The sequence below is a fragment of the Paraburkholderia sp. SSBN10T genome (genome assembly GCF_056619545.1).
In genome coordinates this window covers 264,524-283,683 of record NZ_JBWQQI010000006.1, presented here as the reverse complement: position 1 = coordinate 283,683, position 19,160 = coordinate 264,524, and the positions used below count along the sequence as shown (strand labels likewise).

At 64.6% G+C, this 19,160-nt stretch carries 17 protein-coding genes; 11 read left to right on the top strand and 6 right to left on the bottom strand.

What is annotated here, in order from left to right:
- Positions 1-116 precede the first annotated feature (116 nt).
- The 5 genes from AC1ECK_RS12160 (at position 117) to AC1ECK_RS12140 (ending at position 3,766) form a co-directional block, all read left to right on the top strand.
- Positions 117-1,454, top strand: a complete 1,338-nt coding sequence (locus AC1ECK_RS12160) for a C45 family autoproteolytic acyltransferase/hydolase (RefSeq protein ID WP_480319274.1) — start codon at positions 117-119, stop codon at positions 1,452-1,454.
- Positions 1,455-1,716: 262 nt separating this feature from the next.
- Positions 1,717-1,968: a hypothetical protein gene (locus tag AC1ECK_RS12155; protein WP_480319272.1), complete on the top strand. Its 252-nt coding sequence runs from the start codon at positions 1,717-1,719 to the stop codon at positions 1,966-1,968.
- 113 nt (positions 1,969-2,081) lie between these two features.
- Entirely contained in the window at positions 2,082-2,312 is a 231-nt protein-coding gene (locus AC1ECK_RS12150) for a DUF2795 domain-containing protein (RefSeq protein ID WP_480319270.1), read from the top strand.
- Positions 2,313-2,328: 16 nt separating this feature from the next.
- Positions 2,329-3,219 (top strand): AraC family ligand binding domain-containing protein, encoded by an 891-nt coding sequence (locus AC1ECK_RS12145; RefSeq protein WP_480319268.1) that lies wholly within the window; start codon positions 2,329-2,331, stop codon positions 3,217-3,219.
- Between the two features lie 148 nt (positions 3,220-3,367).
- Positions 3,368-3,766: a cupin domain-containing protein gene (locus AC1ECK_RS12140; RefSeq protein WP_480319266.1), complete on the top strand. Its 399-nt coding sequence runs from the start codon at positions 3,368-3,370 to the stop codon at positions 3,764-3,766.
- 123 nt (positions 3,767-3,889) lie between these two features.
- Here the strand turns inward: AC1ECK_RS12140 and AC1ECK_RS12135 are convergent, their stop codons facing one another.
- Both AC1ECK_RS12135 and AC1ECK_RS12130 read right to left on the bottom strand, forming a co-directional pair.
- On the bottom strand, positions 3,890-4,348 hold the full coding sequence (locus AC1ECK_RS12135; protein WP_480319264.1) for a GNAT family N-acetyltransferase: 459 nt from the start codon (positions 4,346-4,348) through the stop codon (positions 3,890-3,892).
- Between the two features lie 380 nt (positions 4,349-4,728).
- Positions 4,729-5,019, bottom strand: coding sequence for a hypothetical protein (locus AC1ECK_RS12130; protein ID WP_480319262.1), 291 nt, complete (start codon positions 5,017-5,019; stop codon positions 4,729-4,731).
- A 403-nt stretch (positions 5,020-5,422) separates the two neighbouring features.
- On the opposite strand from AC1ECK_RS12130, the gene AC1ECK_RS12125 reads away from it, so the two are divergent.
- Positions 5,423-5,761 carry a hypothetical protein gene (locus AC1ECK_RS12125; protein WP_480319260.1) on the top strand — a complete coding sequence of 113 codons (339 nt, stop codon included), beginning with the start codon at positions 5,423-5,425 and terminating at the stop codon, positions 5,759-5,761.
- Positions 5,762-5,831: 70 nt separating this feature from the next.
- On the opposite strand, the gene AC1ECK_RS12120 is transcribed toward AC1ECK_RS12125, so the two are convergent.
- Positions 5,832-6,968 (bottom strand): LysR family transcriptional regulator, encoded by a 1,137-nt coding sequence (locus AC1ECK_RS12120; RefSeq protein WP_480319258.1) that lies wholly within the window; start codon positions 6,966-6,968, stop codon positions 5,832-5,834.
- 278 nt (positions 6,969-7,246) lie between these two features.
- Here AC1ECK_RS12120 and AC1ECK_RS12115 point away from each other — a divergent pair, with 278 nt between their 5' ends.
- Entirely contained in the window at positions 7,247-7,459 is a 213-nt protein-coding gene (locus AC1ECK_RS12115) for a hypothetical protein (protein ID WP_480319256.1), read from the top strand.
- Positions 7,460-7,501: 42 nt separating this feature from the next.
- Here AC1ECK_RS12115 and AC1ECK_RS12110 read toward each other — a convergent pair whose 3' ends face one another.
- Complete coding sequence (locus AC1ECK_RS12110) at positions 7,502-8,125, bottom strand: TetR/AcrR family transcriptional regulator (RefSeq protein WP_480319254.1); 624 nt, start codon at positions 8,123-8,125, stop codon at positions 7,502-7,504.
- A 262-nt stretch (positions 8,126-8,387) separates the two neighbouring features.
- Here AC1ECK_RS12110 and AC1ECK_RS12105 point away from each other — a divergent pair, with 262 nt between their 5' ends.
- Genes AC1ECK_RS12105 through AC1ECK_RS12095 form a run of 3 tightly spaced genes read left to right on the top strand, consistent with a single transcriptional unit; the run spans position 8,388 to position 14,241 of the window.
- Positions 8,388-9,485, top strand: coding sequence for an efflux RND transporter periplasmic adaptor subunit (locus tag AC1ECK_RS12105; RefSeq protein WP_480319252.1), 1,098 nt, complete (start codon positions 8,388-8,390; stop codon positions 9,483-9,485).
- Positions 9,482-12,613, top strand: a complete 3,132-nt coding sequence (locus tag AC1ECK_RS12100) for an efflux RND transporter permease subunit (protein ID WP_480319249.1) — start codon at positions 9,482-9,484, stop codon at positions 12,611-12,613. The genes AC1ECK_RS12105 and AC1ECK_RS12100 overlap by 4 nt, the downstream gene beginning before the upstream one ends.
- 2 nt (positions 12,614-12,615) lie before the next feature.
- Positions 12,616-14,241, top strand: a complete 1,626-nt coding sequence (locus AC1ECK_RS12095) for an efflux transporter outer membrane subunit (protein WP_480319246.1) — start codon at positions 12,616-12,618, stop codon at positions 14,239-14,241.
- A gap of 55 nt (positions 14,242-14,296) precedes the next feature.
- Here AC1ECK_RS12095 and AC1ECK_RS12090 read toward each other — a convergent pair whose 3' ends face one another.
- Both AC1ECK_RS12090 and AC1ECK_RS12085 read right to left on the bottom strand, forming a co-directional pair.
- Entirely contained in the window at positions 14,297-15,175 is an 879-nt protein-coding gene (locus AC1ECK_RS12090) for a lipid A biosynthesis lauroyl acyltransferase (RefSeq protein WP_480319244.1), read from the bottom strand.
- Positions 15,176-15,477: 302 nt separating this feature from the next.
- Positions 15,478-17,961, bottom strand: coding sequence for a penicillin-binding protein 1A (locus AC1ECK_RS12085; protein WP_480319242.1), 2,484 nt, complete (start codon positions 17,959-17,961; stop codon positions 15,478-15,480).
- A gap of 439 nt (positions 17,962-18,400) precedes the next feature.
- On the opposite strand from AC1ECK_RS12085, the gene AC1ECK_RS12080 reads away from it, so the two are divergent.
- Complete coding sequence (locus AC1ECK_RS12080) at positions 18,401-18,982, top strand: plasmid mobilization protein (RefSeq protein ID WP_480319240.1); 582 nt, start codon at positions 18,401-18,403, stop codon at positions 18,980-18,982.
- Positions 18,983-19,160 lie beyond the last annotated feature (178 nt).

Below are 19,160 nucleotides of genomic sequence, written 5' to 3'. Positions count from 1 at the left end.
GGCAAAGCGCGGCATCCGCCCTACAATGAAACGAGCAGCACGCCGCCTTGCGCGGCGCGGTTGAAACGCCGCAGCGGGCGCCCGCTGGCGCCGCGCGGCTTCGACCCGGAGCGAAAATGAGCGATCCATCCACCGATGCGGTGCGCCGCGATCAGGCGGGCTGGATTTTCGTGCATATCGAGGGCGAACCGTACGACCGCGGCGAACAGCACGGCCAGTTGCTCGCCGACGAAATCCAGAACGCGATCCGCACCGCGCGCTATCTCGCGAAATGGGACACCGGCGAAGAATTCGACACCTTCGTCAATGCCGCCGTGACCCAGTTCGCGCCTCGGCTCGACAGCGAATTCGCCGACGAAATCCAGGGTATCGCCGACGGCGCGAAGCTGCCGTTCGCCGAGGTGCTCGCCTGGAACGGCTACATGGATCTGCTGCAAAGCTGGTGGCCGAGCCACGTGGCCGCGCAGCAGCCGCGCCTCGGCATCAAGCCGTGGCGCGGACGGCGCGGCCATCACTGCAGCGCCTTTATCGCCACCGGCAACGCCACCCGCGACGGCCGCATCGTGATGGCGCACAACTCATGGGACCGCTACGCGGCAGGCGACGCCTTCAACGTGATCTTCGACATCGTGCCGGAAGCCGGTCACCGTATCCTGATGCAAGGGCTGCCCGGCTGCATTTCTAGCCTCACCGATTTCTGGATCAGCGCCGCCGGCCTGATGGTGACCGAAACTACGATCTCGAACTTCGCCGGCTATAACCCGGCCGGCGCGCCGGAGTTCTACCGCTCGCGGCGCGCTACGCAGTATGCGAACAGTATCGGCGAATGGTGTGAGATGTTCGCGATCGCCAATAACGGCGGCTATGCGAATAGCTGGCTGCTCGGCGACCTGAAAACCGGCGAAATCGCCCGCTATGAACTTGGCCTGCATTACTCCGGCTTCGAAAGCACCCGAGACGGTTTCTACAGCGGCTACAACACGGCGACCGACCTGAAGATCCGCAACCAGGAGTGCATCGGCGAAGGCGAGGACTATACCGACGTGCGCAAGAACGGCGCACGGCGGCTACGCTTCATGCAACTCGCCGAACTGCATCACGGCAAGATCGATGCCGAACTGGCGCGGCAGATGATTGCCGACCATCACGACGTGTATCTGGACCGCCGCGACAACCCCTGTTCACGCACCATCTGCGGCCACCTCGAACTGGACGACGCACGTTTCGGCGGCTCCGATCAGGGGCCGTTCAATCCGTGGGGCGCCAACGACGGCAAGGTGGTGGACAGCGAGATGGCGCGCGAAATGGCCTTCGACGCGCGCTGGGGCCACCCCTGCGGCAGGCCGTTCGACGCGCAGGCCTTCATGAAGCTCCATCCGCAGTGGAACTGGCTCAACGGCTATATGCAGGACCGTCCGTCGTGGCCGTGGACGCGCTTCGAAATTTTGCGTTAGGCGCCCGCATCGCTGCTCCCGACACAAGCGCCGCTTTTCTGCGATGATTGATGTAGACGGCATAAGCCCTCGCGGTCCTGCTCCGCGCTGTTATCGCCTTGTGGCGCTTTTTTTGCGGAAGTTGCAAGATTTGCCGTCTAAGATGGAAGAAGTGCGGCGCGTCGCGAGCGCGGCCGTACGAGGCGCACGCCACCCTGCGGCCGCAGGCATGGCACGGCGCTTGCTGCAGCCTGTGCGCTGCATGAGCAAAGGAGGTCGGGCGATGAAAACCTCGACACTAATGGTGATGGTCACGCTGTCGGCTTCGTGCTTCGCGGCGCCGGTTCATACCGCCCTCGACAGTACCGTCAATCGCGCGGCGGAACGCGCCAACGCAGCGCCGGTAGCGCCTGCCGCTCCCGATGTGGCCGTCACGGACGGGAACCGGCCGCAGCAGTGGGAGCATATCGCGCTGCCGAAATCGCGTCATCTGGAGCGCGGTCTGAATGCGCAGGACGAACATCTGCAAACCTGAGCGCCGTTTCGTGGCGGCGTTGCTCATGATGCAAACGACGCCCTCTGTGCTGCATGAGACAGGGGCGCCACGCAACCGCATAATAATCGTCACACCCATCAAGGAGCGCGTGCATGGCCAACCCGGCTATCCCTGGCGAATCACTGGATCTGCAGATCAGCGATGTGCTGCGCGAGCTCGTCTATCCGATCAACAAGGACGGCCTCGTCGATGCCGCGCGCGAAGCCGGCGTGAGCAATGAAGTGCTGGCCATGCTCGACGGCTTGCCCGAGCAGGACTATGCCGACATCGGCGCCGTAACCCGGCTGCTCGGCAGCAACTACGGCCCCGGACTCGGCGCCTGAACCTTTCAAGCGAATCATGAGCGTGATATTGAAGGCCCGCCGCGGCGCTGGCGCGGCCGCGGACTGGATCGACCGTGCGCCGCCAACGGGCGGCATCGAGCGCATCGAAGCGTTCTTTCATCACAACGCCTACGACCTGCACCGCCACGACACCTACGCGATCGGCCGCACGCTCGCCGGCGTGCAGAGCTTCCATTACCGCCGCAGCCTGCGTAATAGCGTGCCCGGCACCACCATGGTGCTGCATCCGGACGAAGCGCACGACGGCCAGGCCGGCACCGACGAGGGCTTTCGCTACCGCATGGTCTATGTGGAACCGGCGCTGTTTCAGCAGGCGCTGGGCGGCAAGCCGCTGCCCTTTATCGAAGGCGGAATTTCGCACGACCCGCGTCTGTTCGCTGCCACCGAAGGCCTGTTGCAGGCGCTCGACTGCGCGCTCGAGCCGCTCGAACAGGACGACGCGATTTTCGAGCTGGCCATGGCGCTCGACGCCGTAGCCGGCGGGTCGCCGCAAGCGGGCAAGCGGACGGCCGACTATCAGGCGGCGGAGCGGGCGCGCCAATACATTCACGATTCGCTCGACCACGCCGTGACGCTGGACGAACTGGCCATGGCGAGCGGGCGCGACAAATGGAGCCTGTCGCGCGATTTCCGTACGCTGTTCGGCACCAGCCCGCACCGCTATCTGACCCTGCGGCGGCTCGACCTGGTGCGCCGGCTCGCCACCGAGGGCCGGCCGCTGGCTGACGCCGCGGCCGCCGCCGGCTTCGCCGACCAAAGCCATATGACGCGGCACTTCACCAGCGCATGGGGCATCTCGCCGTCGCGCTGGCTGAAGATGCTGAAGCTTGCGGCGAGCTCCGGGCCCGCGCCGGGTCAGCACGCCGGTTGCCTCCCGGGCCGTTAGCGCGCTGCGCGCCGCTGGGTCCTGGCTATGCGTACCCTTCGCTCCGTCAGATCGCAATCTCGCCGCGTCTCGCACATTCGTACAAGACGATGTGGTACGGACACCGTACGCTCATCGACATCCTTTGCAACTACCCGGGAGTACAGCCATGTCGAGCACGCCGGCCAGCGCGGCCGCCGAGGCGCCGTACCGCGCCATCAATTTTGCGGACAAACTCGCGCTCATTCACGACCAATGGCAGCAGCGCGTGGTGGCCGAAATGAACGACTATCAGTTCAAGGTCGTGAAGATCGAGGGCGACTTCATCTGGCACGAGCACGCCGATACGGACGAGACTTTTATCGTGCTGGACGGCCAGTTGCGAATCGACTTTCGGGACGGCGCCGTGCACGTCAATGCAGGTGAAATGTTTGTCGTGCCGCGCGGCAAGGAGCACAAGCCGTATGCGGAGAAGGAAGTGCAGATGCTGGTGATCGAGCCGCGCGGCGTGCGCAATACCGGCGAGGAAGAAAACGAGCGGACCGCAGCGAACGACCTGTGGATCTGAGCGGTTGAAGCGGGACAGCGGCACCTGCTGACGCCGCGTGGCCCGCTTCAGGCTTTAACCTTCACACTGCGCTGGCGCTCAGCACGATTCACACCACACGCTTCACGCGTCATCGCTCTCGCGTCAGAGCGGCCGCGCCGCCACCGGCCTCGGCTCGCGAATGTAGTACAGATCCCACTCGCTCTCGGCGGTTTTGACGAAGCCGTGGCGCTGGTAGAAACGATTCGAAGCGCTCTCGCGCAATGCTCCCACCTTGACCGGCAACACATGGGCGTCGGCATCGGCCAGCACGGCATCGAGCACGGCTGCGCCGACGCCCTTGCCCTGGTGCGCGGGAACGATATACAGATGATCGAGCAGCAGATGATCGGACTCGGGCCTGACCAGCACAAAGCCGGCCCTCTCGCCATCGACGAGAATGTAGTGGCAATACGCGGGGTCGAACGAAGCGAGAAACCGCTCACGCGCACGCACCGGATCGAAACGGCCGATCCGCTCCAGACTCTCGCGCATGGCATCGATACGGATTTGCACCAGCGTGTCTGCGTCGTTGCGGGTGGTACTGGCGAAAGTTACGTTCAATTCGTCATGCTCCTCGATAGCGTAGGCGGACGTGGCGTGGATAGCCGGGGGCATTCGTTGCGTCCGCGCCGACCCGCAGTATCGCCCGATTGCCGCAACACGCTCAAGGGCGGGTCCTTCGCGCAATGCCGGCTTCATTCACGGCCGCACTTCACCTAGCCACGCCGAAAGCGGCCTGAACCAGTGAAACGCGGCACGTCGACGTGCGCCGCACTGCGCGTGCTTGTGATGGGTCTCACTCGCCTTCCACCTGTAGCGAACCGGTTCGTATTTGCGCGTTCTGCGCACACGTTTGTAGCCGCGCACACGTTGTAGAGAAATACGCTTTTCATAAAGTCCACGGCGAGATTGAGCGCTTTTCCTCCTACGGTCACTGAAAATCACAGCCTGGCCCTTGCTTCGTCGCGTTGCCGCCCCGACAAACGCAGCGCGGGCAGTTTGCCGAATTGGGTCTGATCGATGAGCAGGAAATTGCCGCCGGGGACTTCGGTAAAGATGAGCAATGCCTGTGTCAGGCGCTCACTCAGTTGCTGTGTCGAGAATCCAACTGACAGGGAAACGATCTCTTCCCTGTTGATCCACACCGCGGGTGGCCTGCCTGCCGCTTTCATGTGTTTGATGATGATCCGGGCAACATCCGATGCTGATGTCATGGCTTTTGGTTCGCTCATTGCACTCCCGTCTGTGCTCACCGTTATTGTCGTTCTGCACCCGGCGCAGTCGCGCTCACCGTGTTCGCCCGATGAACCCCGGTTAATGCTCTGCCGCTAACCAGGGAAATGTTTTCGGCCGCACGGGATAGACGTTTGAGGTACGAATTTTCTTTGCGGGATGGATTATCGATCGGCATCACTGGCACATGCATTTGCCAGAGGGCCAAAATCCTTTGCTCGAGGGAAGTTTTTTTGATATCGCGCCGAAGAGCGGAAGGCACCTGCAATGCCCGTTTCTCCTCCCGCTGTGACACCTCCGCTGTGCCCCGCTTACCTGTCGCACCCGACTCGCTCTGCTGCGTCGGATCGGTGAAGGCTTGCGGCGCTTCGCACGTGGCTGAGCGGTTGGATCTGCATCGAAATGCACTTTGCCGCGTACACCTTCATCGGCCTTCCGGGTGCTTTGGGCGCTACGGCAGATGCAATCGGTACGGCCGCGCTGATCTGGTGTGCCCAGCATTTTGCTGGTCGATGGACGCGAAACCGGGGCATTCGAGTAGCCCGGGTGATGTTCTGGACCCGCGCGGCCGTTTATAGGCTGTATATCGGCCTTGCAGAGTGGCCCCGCGGCCCGCGTTGCCGAGAATGGCTGCTGCCTGTCGGCATGGGGAAGCACGAAGGCGGCGAGATGTCGAGTCCGCTGACATTTCACGACGACATGACGAGCGCGGGCGACACGAATTCAGTCACGCCGCGGTGAGTGCCTGCGCGATGACGAACTGCATCGTGGGTCAAAAAAACCCAATAAGCAGCCGGACTTATTGTGTTTTTTAACCGACTCTTGCGGACAGCGGTTCCGCCATGCGCGTAGTCCGGGACACCTTGCGCGAGGCCTCAGTCGCCGCGGTCGTTACCGTGGCCGTCCCATGCGCGACTTCCGCCGCCTCATCCAGATTGCCCAGGTCGTCGAACTCCGGCCGTGCGGGCACGCGCTCGGCCACTGCGCGCTTCGCTTGCACCACACGCGGCGCCGCAGCCGGCGCAGCCGCTGCGTCACCCGGAAGATACGGCGCCGTCTGGCTGAAATGCTCGACCAGATGATCGATGAAGGTCCGCACCTTGGCCGGCAAGTGATGACGGCTCGGATAGGCAATCGTGACCTCGACCTGCGGCAAACGATAATCGCCCAGGAGGCGCACCAGCCTGCCGCGCTCGAGGTCGCGGCCAATCAGATAGCTCGGCAGGATGGCGATACCCATGCCAAGCAGTGCGAACTGCCGGAGCATCTCGGTGTTGTTTGCCACGATCGCGTTGGTCGGGCGCACCCGCACTTCGCCGCGGCCGTCGGCGCAGGTGAACACGCGCTCATCGCCGCCGTATTCCGCCGGCAGCGAAAGGCTTGGATGATCCTGCAGATCTTCGGGACGGTTCGGCCTGCCGTGTTTCTGCAGGTACTCGGGGGTCGCGCACACGGTCATGTGGCCGGTCGTCAGGCGCCGGGTGACGATGCTCGCGCTGCGCATCTGCCGCGCGATCAGCACCCCGACGTCGAAGCCTTCTTCGACCAGGTCGACGTGGCGGTCCACCAGCGTGACATCGGGAATCACGTCCGGATAACGCTGGGCGTACGACTGCAGCACCGGCGCGAAGTTATGCAGTCCGAACACCACCGGGGCGACGATGCGCAAGGTGCCGACCGGTTCGTGATTGCGCGCCACCACCATCTGCTCGACGCCTTCGAGATCGTCGAGGATCGGCCGAACCCGTTCGAGGTAGACCCGGCCCGACTCGGTCAGCGACTGGCTGCGGGTCGTGCGGTTGAGCAATCGCGTGCCGAGCCGTTCTTCGAGGTCGGCCACGTGCCGCGTGACAACGGCGGTGGAAATACCCATCACACCGGCGGTACGGGCAAAACTGCCGAGGTCGGCCACTTTGACGAAAACGCGCATCGACTGCAAATGATTCATGGAGCCACTCCTGCCGCTAGTAAAGCCACCCTATCTCTTGAATTGGATTGTATCGAGCGCTCATGGCCCAATCCTGACCTGAAGATGACAAAACGGTCAGATTGGCGATGCAGGTTGAATTAAACGGAGTTGCGCGCAGTTCGCAGTGCGAAGGCGGCATGAGCGGCAGTGGCTCAGGCCCGAAAAAATACGTGCCAGGGAGAGCCGATTGGGTGCCCGTCAGACTAGGTGAAAACCCTAATTCAAGGTATTATTGAGGGCGAAAGGAAGATATCGCCATGCCACATCGTTTTCAGGTTTTTGAAAGAATTGCGTTTTCGCTGGTCGTGCTGTCCGCAGTAGCCTGCTCTGCCTTCATCGCCTACGAAACCGATCCCGAGGTCCGGCAAGTTCTGCACGCCGGCAAGACTGCGCTGCAATGGAGCGGCGAGTATTCGTTCGTTTGCGCGTCCCCGGTCACGGACGCCTGCGCCACTCTCCCGGTCGACTGAGCCGGCCGCGCAACGCGCCCGGCTCCACGTCCCAGCCCCGCCTTACTGCTGCGGATCGCGCCCAAACACCACGCGCGAGAAGAACCCCGCCAGCACCGCCTCGGCCGTCTCGGCCGGAACGTTGCGTGGATCGATCGTGTGGAAGAACTGCACGCCTTCGCACAAGCCCATCAAACCCATCGCCAGCGTTTCCGCCGGCAGCAGCAGCGGCGTGCCCGCGCGCGCCGAAAACGCGCGGATATATTCGCTCATCTGCCCCAGCTTATCGTGCAGGAAAGCATTGAAATTTGCCCGGAAGCGGCTGTCACGCGCGGCCAGCAGCTTCGCCTCCATCCATAGCAGGAAGCATTTGTCGTCGCGCGGCAGATTGCTGTAGTACTCGAGCACGCGCGCTTCCATCGTTTCGCGCGTCGCCCCTTCTTCGAAGATGCTCTCCAGCGCCGCCTGCATCTCCTCGTGGTCGCGCCTGAGCAACTCGAGGAACAGCTCCGGCTTGCTGCCGAAATTCGAGTAGAACGCTCCTCGCGTGTATCCCGCCGCCTCAGCGATGTCTTCGACACTCGTGGCGACGAACCCTTTCTTCATAAAAATGGCTTGCGCGGCATCGAGCAACCGCAGACGCGTCTGGTCTTTGCTCTGTTCGCGTGTGAGTCTTTGGCGTTTCATGCTGGATAGTTTAGCACCTGAAAGAATTCACATACGACTATACATTCGGATACATGTATGTATTAGAATGCAGCCAATCATCTAAAGCAACAGTCTTTTGCATGTGCTGTCTCAAACGTGCCTCGCTGGCTAGCCGTTGCGGCTTGCCGTGTTCGTTCGCTGTCTCCTGATTGGGGTAATTGTGAATCGTCCCGGTTGTAACGCATCGCATCCGATGCGCAAGCACTCTCATCCGCATCCTCGTTCCGCTCCCGCACGCCGCATGGCCTACGCCCTCGCACTGGCCGGTCTCGTCATGCTGGGCGCATGCCACCAACAGCAGGCGGCCGCCCCTGCGCCGCGCCCCGTAGTCGCCGTGGCGGTGCATGCGGACGGCAGTCCGGTGTCGGCATCGCTGCCTGGCGAAGTGCAGGCACGCTACTCGACGCCGCTGTCGTTCCGGATTGCCGGCAAGATCATCGAGCGGCGCGTGCGGCTCGGCGACACCGTGAAAATCGGCGAGATCGTCGCCCGCCTCGACCCGGCGGATGCGCAAAAGAGCGCCGCCAGCGCGCAGGCGCAACTCGACGCCGCCCAGCACAGCCTCGTCTACGCCAAACAGCAACTGGACCGCGACCAGGCACAGGCGCACGAAAACCTGATCTCGGCCGCGCAGCTCGAACAGACCACCAACGCCTACGCCTCGGCGCTGGCCCAGCGCGACCAGGCAGCGCAGCAAGCCGCGCTGCAGAAGAACCAGTTGCAGTACACCGACCTGCCCGCGGATCACGCCGGCGTCATCACGGCCGAAGATGCGCAGACCGGCCAGAACGTATCGGCCGGACAAGCCGTCTACAACCTCGCCTGGAGCGGCGATGTCGACGTGGTGGTCGACGTGCCGGAAAGCACGCTCGCCGCGCTCGCCATCGGGCAGACCGCCAGGGTCACGATGTCGGCGCTGCCGGGCCGCACCTTCAACGCCCGCGTGCGCGAGCTTTCGCCCGCGGCCGACCCGCAAAGCCGTACTTATCGCGCGAACCTCACGCTGCTCAGTCCCGGTCCGGACGTGCGGCTCGGCATGACGGCCGATGTCGCGCTCAGCGCCGGCACGGCTGCGAGCGATCCGGCGGCCTCGTTCACGCTGCCGTCCACCGCGCTGTTCCACGACGGCAATGCGCCCGCCGTATGGGTCGTGACCGGCAACGACAACGTGCTCGAGCTGCGCCACGTGCAGATCACGCGCTATAACGAGCGCACCGTCGCGATTGCCGGCGGCCTCAAAGACGGCGAGCGCGTCGTGCTGCAAGGCGTGCACACCGTTACGGCTGGCGAGAAAGTCCATCCGATCGCCCCGTTGCATCCCGAGGACTTCGCTTCATGAGCACAACCCATGAAAACGAAGAGGGACGCTTCAACCTGTCCGCATGGGCGCTGCGCCATCAGGCGCTGGTGGTGTTCCTGATTGCGCTCGCCACCGCGTTCGGGATCCTCGCCTATACGAAGCTCGCACAATCGGAAGACCCGCCGTTCACGTTTCGCGTGATGGTGATCCGCACGTTCTGGCCGGGCGCGACCGCCCGCCAGGTGCAGGAGGAGGTCACCGACCGCATCGGCCGCAAGCTGCAGGAAACGCCGTATATCGACTTCGTGCGCAGCTATTCGCGCCCCGGCGAATCGCTGATGTTCTTCTCGATGAAGGACTCCGCGCCGGTGAAGGATGTACCGCAAACCTGGTACCAGGTGCGCAAGAAGGTCGGCGACATCGCCAACACCTTGCCGCCGGGCATTCAGGGGCCGTTCTTCAACGACGAGTTCGGCGACGTCTACACCAATATCTACACGCTTGAGGGCGACGGCTTTTCGTCCGCGCAACTGCACGACTACGCGGACCAGTTGCGCACCGTGCTGCTGCGCGTGCCGGGCGTGGGCAAGGTCGACTATTTCGGCGACCCCGACCAGCACATTTACATCGAGATCGCCAATACGCAGTTGACGCGCCTGAACGTCTCGCCGCAGCAGCTCGCGCAGGCCATCAACTCGCAGAACAGCGTCTCGCCGGCCGGCACCTTGACCACCTTCGACGACCGCGTGTTCGTGCGTCCCACCGGCCAGTTCAAGGACGTCAACGCGCTCGCCGATACGCTGATCCACATCAACGGCCGCTCGTTCCGCCTCGGCGATATCGCCACCATCAAACGCGGCTACGACGATCCGGTGTCCACGCAGATGCGCTACGACGGCAAGGCCGTGCTCGGCATCGGCGTGACGATGCAGCCCGGCGGCGACGTGATCGAGCTCGGCAAGGCGCTCGATCAGCAGTCGGCCACTTTGCGCTCGTATCTGCCGGCCGGCCTCAAGCTCGTCGAAGTGTCGAGCATGCCGCACGCGGTGGCGAAGTCCGTCGACGACTTCCTGGAAGCGGTCGCCGAGGCGATCGCGATCGTGCTGGTGGTGAGCCTCGTGTCGTTGGGCGTGCGCACCGGCATGGTGGTCGTGATCTCGATTCCGATCGTGCTCGCGGTCACCGCCCTGTGCATGTATCTGTTCGATATCGGCCTGCACAAGGTCTCGCTCGGCACGCTCGTGCTGGCGCTCGGGCTGCTGGTGGACGATGCGATCATCGCGGTCGAGATGATGTCGGTGAAGCTCGAACAGGGCTGGAGCCGCGCCCGCTCCGCCGCGTTTGCCTACACCAGCACCGCATTTCCGATGCTCACCGGCACGCTCGTCACCGTCTCGGGCTTCCTGCCGATCGCGCTGGCCAAATCGAGCACCGGCGAATACACGCGCTCCATCTTCGAAGTGTCGGCCATCGCGCTAATCGCCTCGTGGCTCGCCGCCGTGGTGTTGATTCCATTGCTCGGCTATCACATGCTGCCGGAGCGCAAGCGCCAGGCACACGAAGCGCACGACTACGAGCACGACATCTACGACACCCGCTTCTATTCGCGCCTGCGCGGCTGGATCAGCTGGTGCATCGAACGGCGCTTCATCGTGCTGGCGATCACCGTCACGCTGTTCGTGATCTCGCTGGCCGGCTTCTCGCTGGTTCCGCAGCAGTTCTTCCCGAGTTCGGACCGGCCCGAGTTGCTGGTGGACGTGCGGCTGCCCGAGGGCGCCTCGTTCGAGGCGACCTTGCGCCAGGCGCAGCGGCTCGAAAAGGCGCTGGTGGGCCGTCCGGAAATAGACCATTCGGTCGACTTCGTCGGCAGCGGCGCGCCGCGCTTTTACCTGCCGCTGGACCAGCAATTGCAGCAGCCGAATTTCGCGCAGTTCGTGATCACCGCGAAGTCGGTCGAGGACCGCGAGAAGCTTGCGCAGTGGCTCGAAACGGAATTGCGCAATCAGTTCCCGGCGATCCGCACGCGTTTGTCGCGCCTTGAAAACGGCCCGCCGGTCGGCTATCCGGTGCAGTTCCGCGTGAGCGGCGACGACATCGCCACGGTGCGCTCGATTGCCGAACGCGTCGCCGCGACGATGCGTGCCGACCGGCGCACCACCAACGTACAGTTCGACTGGGACGAGCCGGCCGAGCGCTCGGTGCGCTTCGAGATCGACCAGAAGAAGGCGCGTGAGCTGGGCGTCACCTCCGACGACGTGTCGAGCTTCCTCGCCATGACGTTATCGGGCTATACGGTCACGCAGTACCGCGAACGCGACAAGCTGATCAGCGTCGACCTGCGCGCGCCGAAGACCGAGCGGGTCGATCCGGCGCAGCTCATCACGCTGGCCATGCCGACGCCGAACGGTCCGGTGCCGCTCGGCACGCTCGGCCACATGCGCTACGACCTCGAGTACGGCGTGATCTGGGAACGCGACCGCCAGCCGACCATCACCGTGCAATCGGACGTCACGGCCAACGCGCAAGGGATCGACGTGACGCATAGCGTCGACAAGGCCTTGAGCCAGATCCGCGCGACGCTGCCGGTCGGCTATCGCATCCAGATAGGCGGCTCGGTCGAAGAAAGCGGCAAAGGCCAGGCGTCGATCAATGCGCAGATGCCGATCATGATCATCGCCGTGCTGGTGCTCCTGATGATCCAGTTGCAGAGTTTTGCGCGCGTGCTGATGGTGGTGCTGACCGCGCCGCTCGGCCTGATCGGCGTGGTCGCGACGCTGCTGCTGTTCGGCAAGCCGTTCGGCTTCGTCGCGATGCTCGGGGTGATCGCGATGTTCGGCATCATCATGCGCAACTCGGTGATTCTGGTCGACCAGATCGAGCAGGACATCGCTGCCGGACACAAACGCTTCGACGCCATCGTGGGCGCAACGGTACGGCGCTTCCGGCCTATCACGCTGACGGCAGCCGCCGCCGTGCTGGCGCTGATTCCGCTGTTGCGCTCGAACTTCTTCGGGCCGATGGCGACCGCGCTGATGGGCGGCATCACGAGCGCCACGGTGCTCACGCTGTTCTATCTGCCCGCACTCTACGCAACCTCCTTCAGGGTGCGCAGCGACGAACGCGATCCGCCGGAAGACGCGGCGCACGCGTCGCACTCGGGAAACTGACCATGGCCAATCCTGTTTTCAAACGTACCGGACCTGCGCGGACGCTGGTTCTCAGCGGCACCGCCCTCGCCCTCGCGGCCTGCTCGTTCGGGCCGAACGGCAACCCGCCGGCCATGCCGCAGCCGGCCCACTACGGCACCGAGCCGCAGGTCACCGAAACGGTGCCCGCGCAAGGCGTGACCCAGCAGTTCGTAGTGGGCGCGAAGCCGGTGCCCACCTGGTGGCGTCTTTATCAATCGGACGACCTGAATGCGCTGGTCGATGAAGGCCTGCGCAACAGCCCCACGCTCGCGGCCACCGACAAGAGCCTGACGGCCGCGCGCGAGCAGTTGCGCGCGCAGGTCGGCAGTTCGATGCTGCCTACCGTCGATGCGGTGGCCCAGCCGGCAAGGCAACGCGCGCTGGCGATTCCCGAACAGGGGCCGAACACGTTCCTCTACAACACGTTCGTCGGCGAGTTGCAGGCTCACTACACGATCGACCTGTTCGGCGCGTCGCGGCTCGCCAACGCCGCCCTCGCGTCGCGCGTCAACGTGCAGGTGTTCCAGTTGGAATCGGCGCGGCGCGCGCTGGCGGCCAACATCGTCACCGCGGCGATCACCGCGGCCGCGCTGCATGCGCAGATCGACACCACCGAGCGCCTCGTCACGCTGACCAACGAAGACGCGCGCGACATGGCGCGGCGCTACGCGCTCGGCGCGGTATCGCATGCCGACATGCTGAACGCGCAACAGAGCGCCGCGTCGCTGTCGGCCAGCTTGCCGGGCTTGAAGCAACAGTGGAACACGACGCGGCATGCGCTCGCGGTCCTGCTCGGCCGCACGCCCGACGCGGCGCCGGCCGATCTCGATCTGGCGCAGTTGCATGTGCCGGGGCAGGTGCCGGTGGTCGTGCCGTCGGAACTGCTGCGCGCCCGTCCGGACATCCAGGCCGCCGACGCCGCCCTCAAGGCGGCGGCAGCGGAAGTCGGCGCCGCTACGGCGCAGATGTACCCGAGCCTGTCGCTGACGGCGTCGATGGGGCAAGGCGGCTTTAGCTGGCCGGCGGCAGTCTCCGGCGCCGGTGCAATCTGGGCGGTGGCCGGTTCGCTGTCGCAGCCGATTTTTCACGGTGGAGCCTTGTTGGCGCAACGCCGGGCGGCGCAGGCCACCTACGACGCCACCACCGAGCAATACAAGCAGACGGTGCTGACGGCGTTCCAGAACGTGGCCGATACGCTCGCCGCGCTCGAACACGACGCCCAGGCGCTCGATGCGGCAAACGTTGCGGCGCGGGCCGCACAGGGGATTTCGGATGAGACCGCGGCGCGCTATCGGCTCGGCGCCGTACCGGTGTCGGCGGCGCGTTCGAGCGAGCAGCAGTTCCGCAATGCGCAGCTCGATGAGATCCGCTATACCGGCGCACGCCTGACCGATACGGCGGCGCTGTTTCAGGCGATGGGCACGCCGCCCGTGGATGGAGCGGCTGACGCAGGGTCCAAGGGAACTGCGGCTGCTACAGGAGCCTCAGGTGACCCGGGGACTGCCGGTGCGGTAGGAACAACCGGCGCCCAAGGAAAGGCACCGGCGGCGGCCGCTTCGATGTCCGTCCCGGCGGCGGCGCAGTCCGAAGGCGCTGCCCCGGGCTAAGCGCGGTGCATGCGCAGCTAGGGCGCGCTTGCGTCCTGGCTGACCCTTCGCTTCGTCAATACACCGCCGGCTCCCCCACCGGCCGGTTCTTGAAGCGCTTGTGCACCCAGTAGTACTGGTCCGGAATCCGCCGCACCTGGGTTTCGAGGAACTCGGTAATCCGGCGCGCATCGACGGTACTGTCGGCCGACGGGAAATCGCTTAGTTCTTCGAAGATCGTCAGTTTGTAGCCGCGATAGTCCGGCAACACCTCGGTGACGAACGGCACGACCCGTGCGTTGCCCGCCTTGGCAAGCCGCGACACCGAGGTTAGCGTGCACGCAGGCACCCCGAAGAACGGCACGAACACCGAGTCGCGCAAACCGAAATCCATGTCCGCGGCGAGCATCACCGGCTTGCCGTCGCGCAGCACCCGCAGCGCCCGGCGCACGCTGTCGCTGCGCGGAATCATCTCGGTGCCGAAACGGGCGCGCTGACGTTTGGCCATCTCATCGAACAGCACGTTCGACATCGGCGTGTACAGCGAAGCGACCGGATGACGCGTCGAATACATCATGCAACCGGCCTCGATCCCTACGAAGTGAAAGCCGACAAAAATGGTCGGCCGCGCATGGGCTTCCGCCAGGTCGATCGCGCTCTCCACTTCCACCAGCCGCGAGATCACGCGCGCATTGCCGAACCATTGCGGTCCGCGCTCGACATAACTGCGAATCACATGGCAAAAGTGTGCGCGCGCAAGACGCTCGCGCTCCGCGTCGCTCATGTCGGGAAAGCACAGTTTCAGGTTGGTGTGGACGACCCGGCGGCGCGTGCTCGGAATGCGGTAAAGCAGCGCGCCGATGCCGGTGCCGAGGCGCGCGAGCACGCCGTATGGCAGGAGCGCGAAGACGCGCAGCAGTCCTGTCATCAGATAGATGAGTATTCGGCTTTTCACGAGAAGCAATCCCGGTTGAGAACGTGTAGCAAACACCTCGTCCGCGGCAAGCCGAAGCGGCCGGGGTGAAGTGACATACGCGCGCGTCGAAACCGGGTACCGCGCTGCGCCAAGGTGAGAAAGCGGAATATCTCGCATTGATGCGAGACGGGAGTTTGCAAATCAGCTACGCATAGTAAACCGGATTTGACCGGTTCGGAACGTTACATTGTAGGAATTACATTACGGCGTATTGATGCTGCTCCGGTGGGCGCTCAGGCCGGCCGCGCGTGCGGTTGCGGCCCGGCCGTTCCACCTGCTCGTCAGGGCTTGTTCGATTCGAACAGGTCCATGATCTGTTGCTTCTCGTTGGTTGTCACGGTTGGCGGCGTCATGCCCGCCGGACCGACACCGCCCACGGCGTCGCTCGCCCCGGCGAGCGGATTGGCCGAGTCGAGGCCGATGCTGGCGACGAAGCCATTGCCCGGCGTGACATCCGAATAGAACAACTCGCCGTCGACGCTCGCGACCGTATCGGGCATGGCGGGCTCGGCCTGCGGCACGCCGCGCAGCGCGCGGCCCATGTAGTCGACCCAGATCGGCAACGCCAACTGGGCGCCGAACTCGCGGCTGCCGAGGCTCTTCGGCTGGTCGTAGCCCATCCACGCCACCGCCACCAGCGATTGCTGGTAGCCGGCGAACCAGCCGTCCTTGGCGTCGTTCGTCGTACCGGTCTTGCCTTGCAGGTCGGAACGCTTCAGCGCATTGGTGCCGGCGCCGGTGCCGGCCGTGGCCACCGAATGCAGCAGGCTGTTCATGATGTACGCGTTACGCGGATCGATCGAACGTGGCGCGTCGCGCCCCGCGACGAGCGGCTGCGCCTTCGAGATCGGCTCGCCGCGCGCGTCGGTCACTTCCGCGATCAGGTAAGGATTGACCCGATAGCCGCCGTTTGCGAACACCGAGTATCCGGCCGCCGATTGCAGCGGCGTGACGAGCCCCGCGCCGAGCGCCATCGGCAGGTACGGCGGCGTCTTGTCGGCATCGAAGCCGAAGCGTTGCGTAACGAAGTCCTGCGCGTACTTGGTGCCGATAAACGACAGAATGCGGATCGACACGAGGTTCTTCGACTTCTCCAGCGCGAGGCGCATCGGCATCGGACCGTCCGGCTGGTCGTCGTCCTTCGGCTCCCATGCGTCGCCCCCCGGCGAGCTGGGCGGGAAATAGAGCGGCGCGTCGTTGATGATCGTCGCCGGTCCCAGTCCCTTGTCGAGCGCGGCCGAATAGATGAACGGCTTGAAGCTCGAACCCGGCTGGCGCCATGCCTGGGTCACGTGGTTGAACTTGTTCTTGTTGAAGTCGAAGCCGCCGATCAGCGCGCGAATCGCGCCGTCCTGCGGGGTGAGCGACACCAGCGCGCCTTCCACTTGCGGCAACTGCGTGATCTGCCAGTTGCCCTTGTCGTCGGCGACGAGGCGCACGATCGAGCCCGGCTTGATGCGCTGCGCCGCCGAGGCGCGCGCGCTGAGCGCGGTGGCGACGAAACGCAGGCCGTCGCCGTTGATGGTCGCCTCGGTGCCGTCGAGGAACTGCGCCTGCACTTCCTTCGGGCTCGCCGCGGTCACGACGGCGGCGACGATCTCGCCGTTGTCCGGGTGATCGGTGAGCGCATCGTCGATCGCCTGATCGCGATCGTCGCCGGGCGGCGGCAGTTCGACGAAGCCTTCCGGGCCGCGATAGCCGTGGCGGCGTTCGTAGTCCATCACGCCTTTGCGTACCGCATGGTAGGCCGCGTCCTGATCCGCCGAGTCGATCGTGGTGATCACGTTCAGACCGCGCGTGTAGGTCTCGTCCTTGTACTGCGCGTACATCATCTGCCGGACCATTTCCGCCACGTACTCGGCATGCACGCTGTACTCGTTGCCGGGGTTCTTGGTGTGAATTTCTTCCTTGACCGCCGCGTCGTACTGATCCTGCGTGATGTACTGCAGATCCAGCATGCGCTTGAGAATGTATTCCTGACGGATCTTGGCGCGCTTCGGATTGACCACCGGGTTATACGCCGACGGCGCCTTCGGCAAGCCTGCGAGCATCGCGCATTCGGCCAGCGAGAGGTCCTTCAGGTCCTTGCCGAAGTACACGCGTGCGGCCGCCGAAAAACCATAGGCGCGCTCGCCCAGATAAATCTGGTTCATGTACAGCTCGAGGATCTGGTCCTTGGTCAGCGCCCGCTCGATCTTGTAGGCGAGCAGCATTTCGTAGATCTTGCGCGTGTAGGTCTTCTCGCTCGAGAGGAAGAAGTTGCGCGCCACCTGCATGGTGATCGTGCTCGCGCCCTGCGAGGCGCCGCCGTGCAGCAGGTCGGCCGAGCCGGCGCGCAGGATGCCGACGAAGTCGACCCCGCCGTGCTCGTAAAAGCGGTAGTCCTCGATCGCCAGCACCGCCTTCTTCATCTGGTCGGGAATGTCCTGGAAGCGCACGAGGTTGCGTCGCTCCTCGCCGAACTCGCCGATCAGCACGTGGTCCGCGGTGTAGACGCGTAGCGGCACCTTCGGACGGTAGTCGGTGAGCGCGTCGAGCGACGGCAGTTGCGGCCCCATCACCACGAGCGCGTAGCCGAGGATCAGCGCCCCGACGATCAGAACGGTCGCCACGAGGCCCACGAACGTCAGCGCGATGCGCGCGCCCAGCGAACGGCGGCGCGGCTGGTCGCGCGCGGCATCGTTGCGTCCTGGGTTGCCGTGGTAGGGATCCCGGTCTGCACCACCCGGAGAACTTGAGGATTGCGGTCGTTTGATGATTGGCATGACTCGAATAGTTGGCGCATGACGAAGCGCCTCTTGGCGGGCGGCGACCACTGCCGCGCGGCCCAACGCCCCGGCTGGCCGTACGGCGCGCCCGGATAGATCTGGCCCGGATGAGGGCCTCGCGCAACGTAACAGCGCATTTTAAAGAAATCAGACGCGGCCCAAGATGATTTTTTTGTAAGAATTCCCTTCGGGATGCCTCCCCCAGGTCCGTGACAGCGCGGCCGCGCGGCTCGCCACGAGGTTATGCACAGAAAATGTTGAAAGGCCTGTGGACAAGCGCGCCGAAAGCGGTCCAACCCTTTGATGTCACGGGATTTTCATGCGCCGCCCGTTTCGCATCGAAGCAACTCGCCTTATGATGGACTCGTCCGCGCGGGGAAAGCGCGGCCGCGCGCAAAAATCAGCCGTTCGACGCCAACAAGTACGCGAGCAGATCATGAACAAGCCCAGCGAACGCATCGTCGTATTCGTCACACCTGCCCAGAAACGCGCCATTGCCGCCAGTGCGGAGGAACTCGGCATCAGCGTCAGCGAGCTGATGCGGCGTGCGGTGCTGAGCTTCGGCGCGACCAGCGAACCGGTGAAGGCGGCGAGCATCGTCGACAGGCTGCGTGCGCCGCGTGAGCCGGACGCGCTCAACGAAGCGCTGCAGCGGGTCGCACGCGGCACCCGTGATGCGCAAGCCTCCCTGTCCGCCGCGCCCAGCAAGGACGGCGCCGCAGCGGAAGCACCGCACACGGCCGACGCCCCGTTGCTGCCCGCCGACGTGCTCGCCGCGCTGGTGCGCACGCCCGAAGAAGAACAGGCGCTCGAGGAAGCCGAGGCGGTGGCGCGCGTCGCTGCGGCGAGAGCGGCGCCAGTTGCCCCGCAGCACGATGCACCTACGACGCTCGCGGCACCCGTTCTGCATCAACCTCCTGCGGCGCCCACGCCGCGCCGGCGTGTGCGCATCGAAAGCACGCCCGACGCAGACGATCCGCGCAACGACCCGGCGGCGAAAGACGGCCGCTTCGCCTGAAGCATGGCGCAATTCGCTGCGCGCTTCACAGACGTTGAAATATTGCGCCGGGTTATCAGCAAAAGGCGACGCAATCTCCGCTCGAAATCCGCCTGACACGAACTTTTAAGACGCTTTTAAGGTATCTCGGGTGTAATATCCGCCAGCCGCTGAGCCCGCCTGGCCTGGCTGTTCGTGC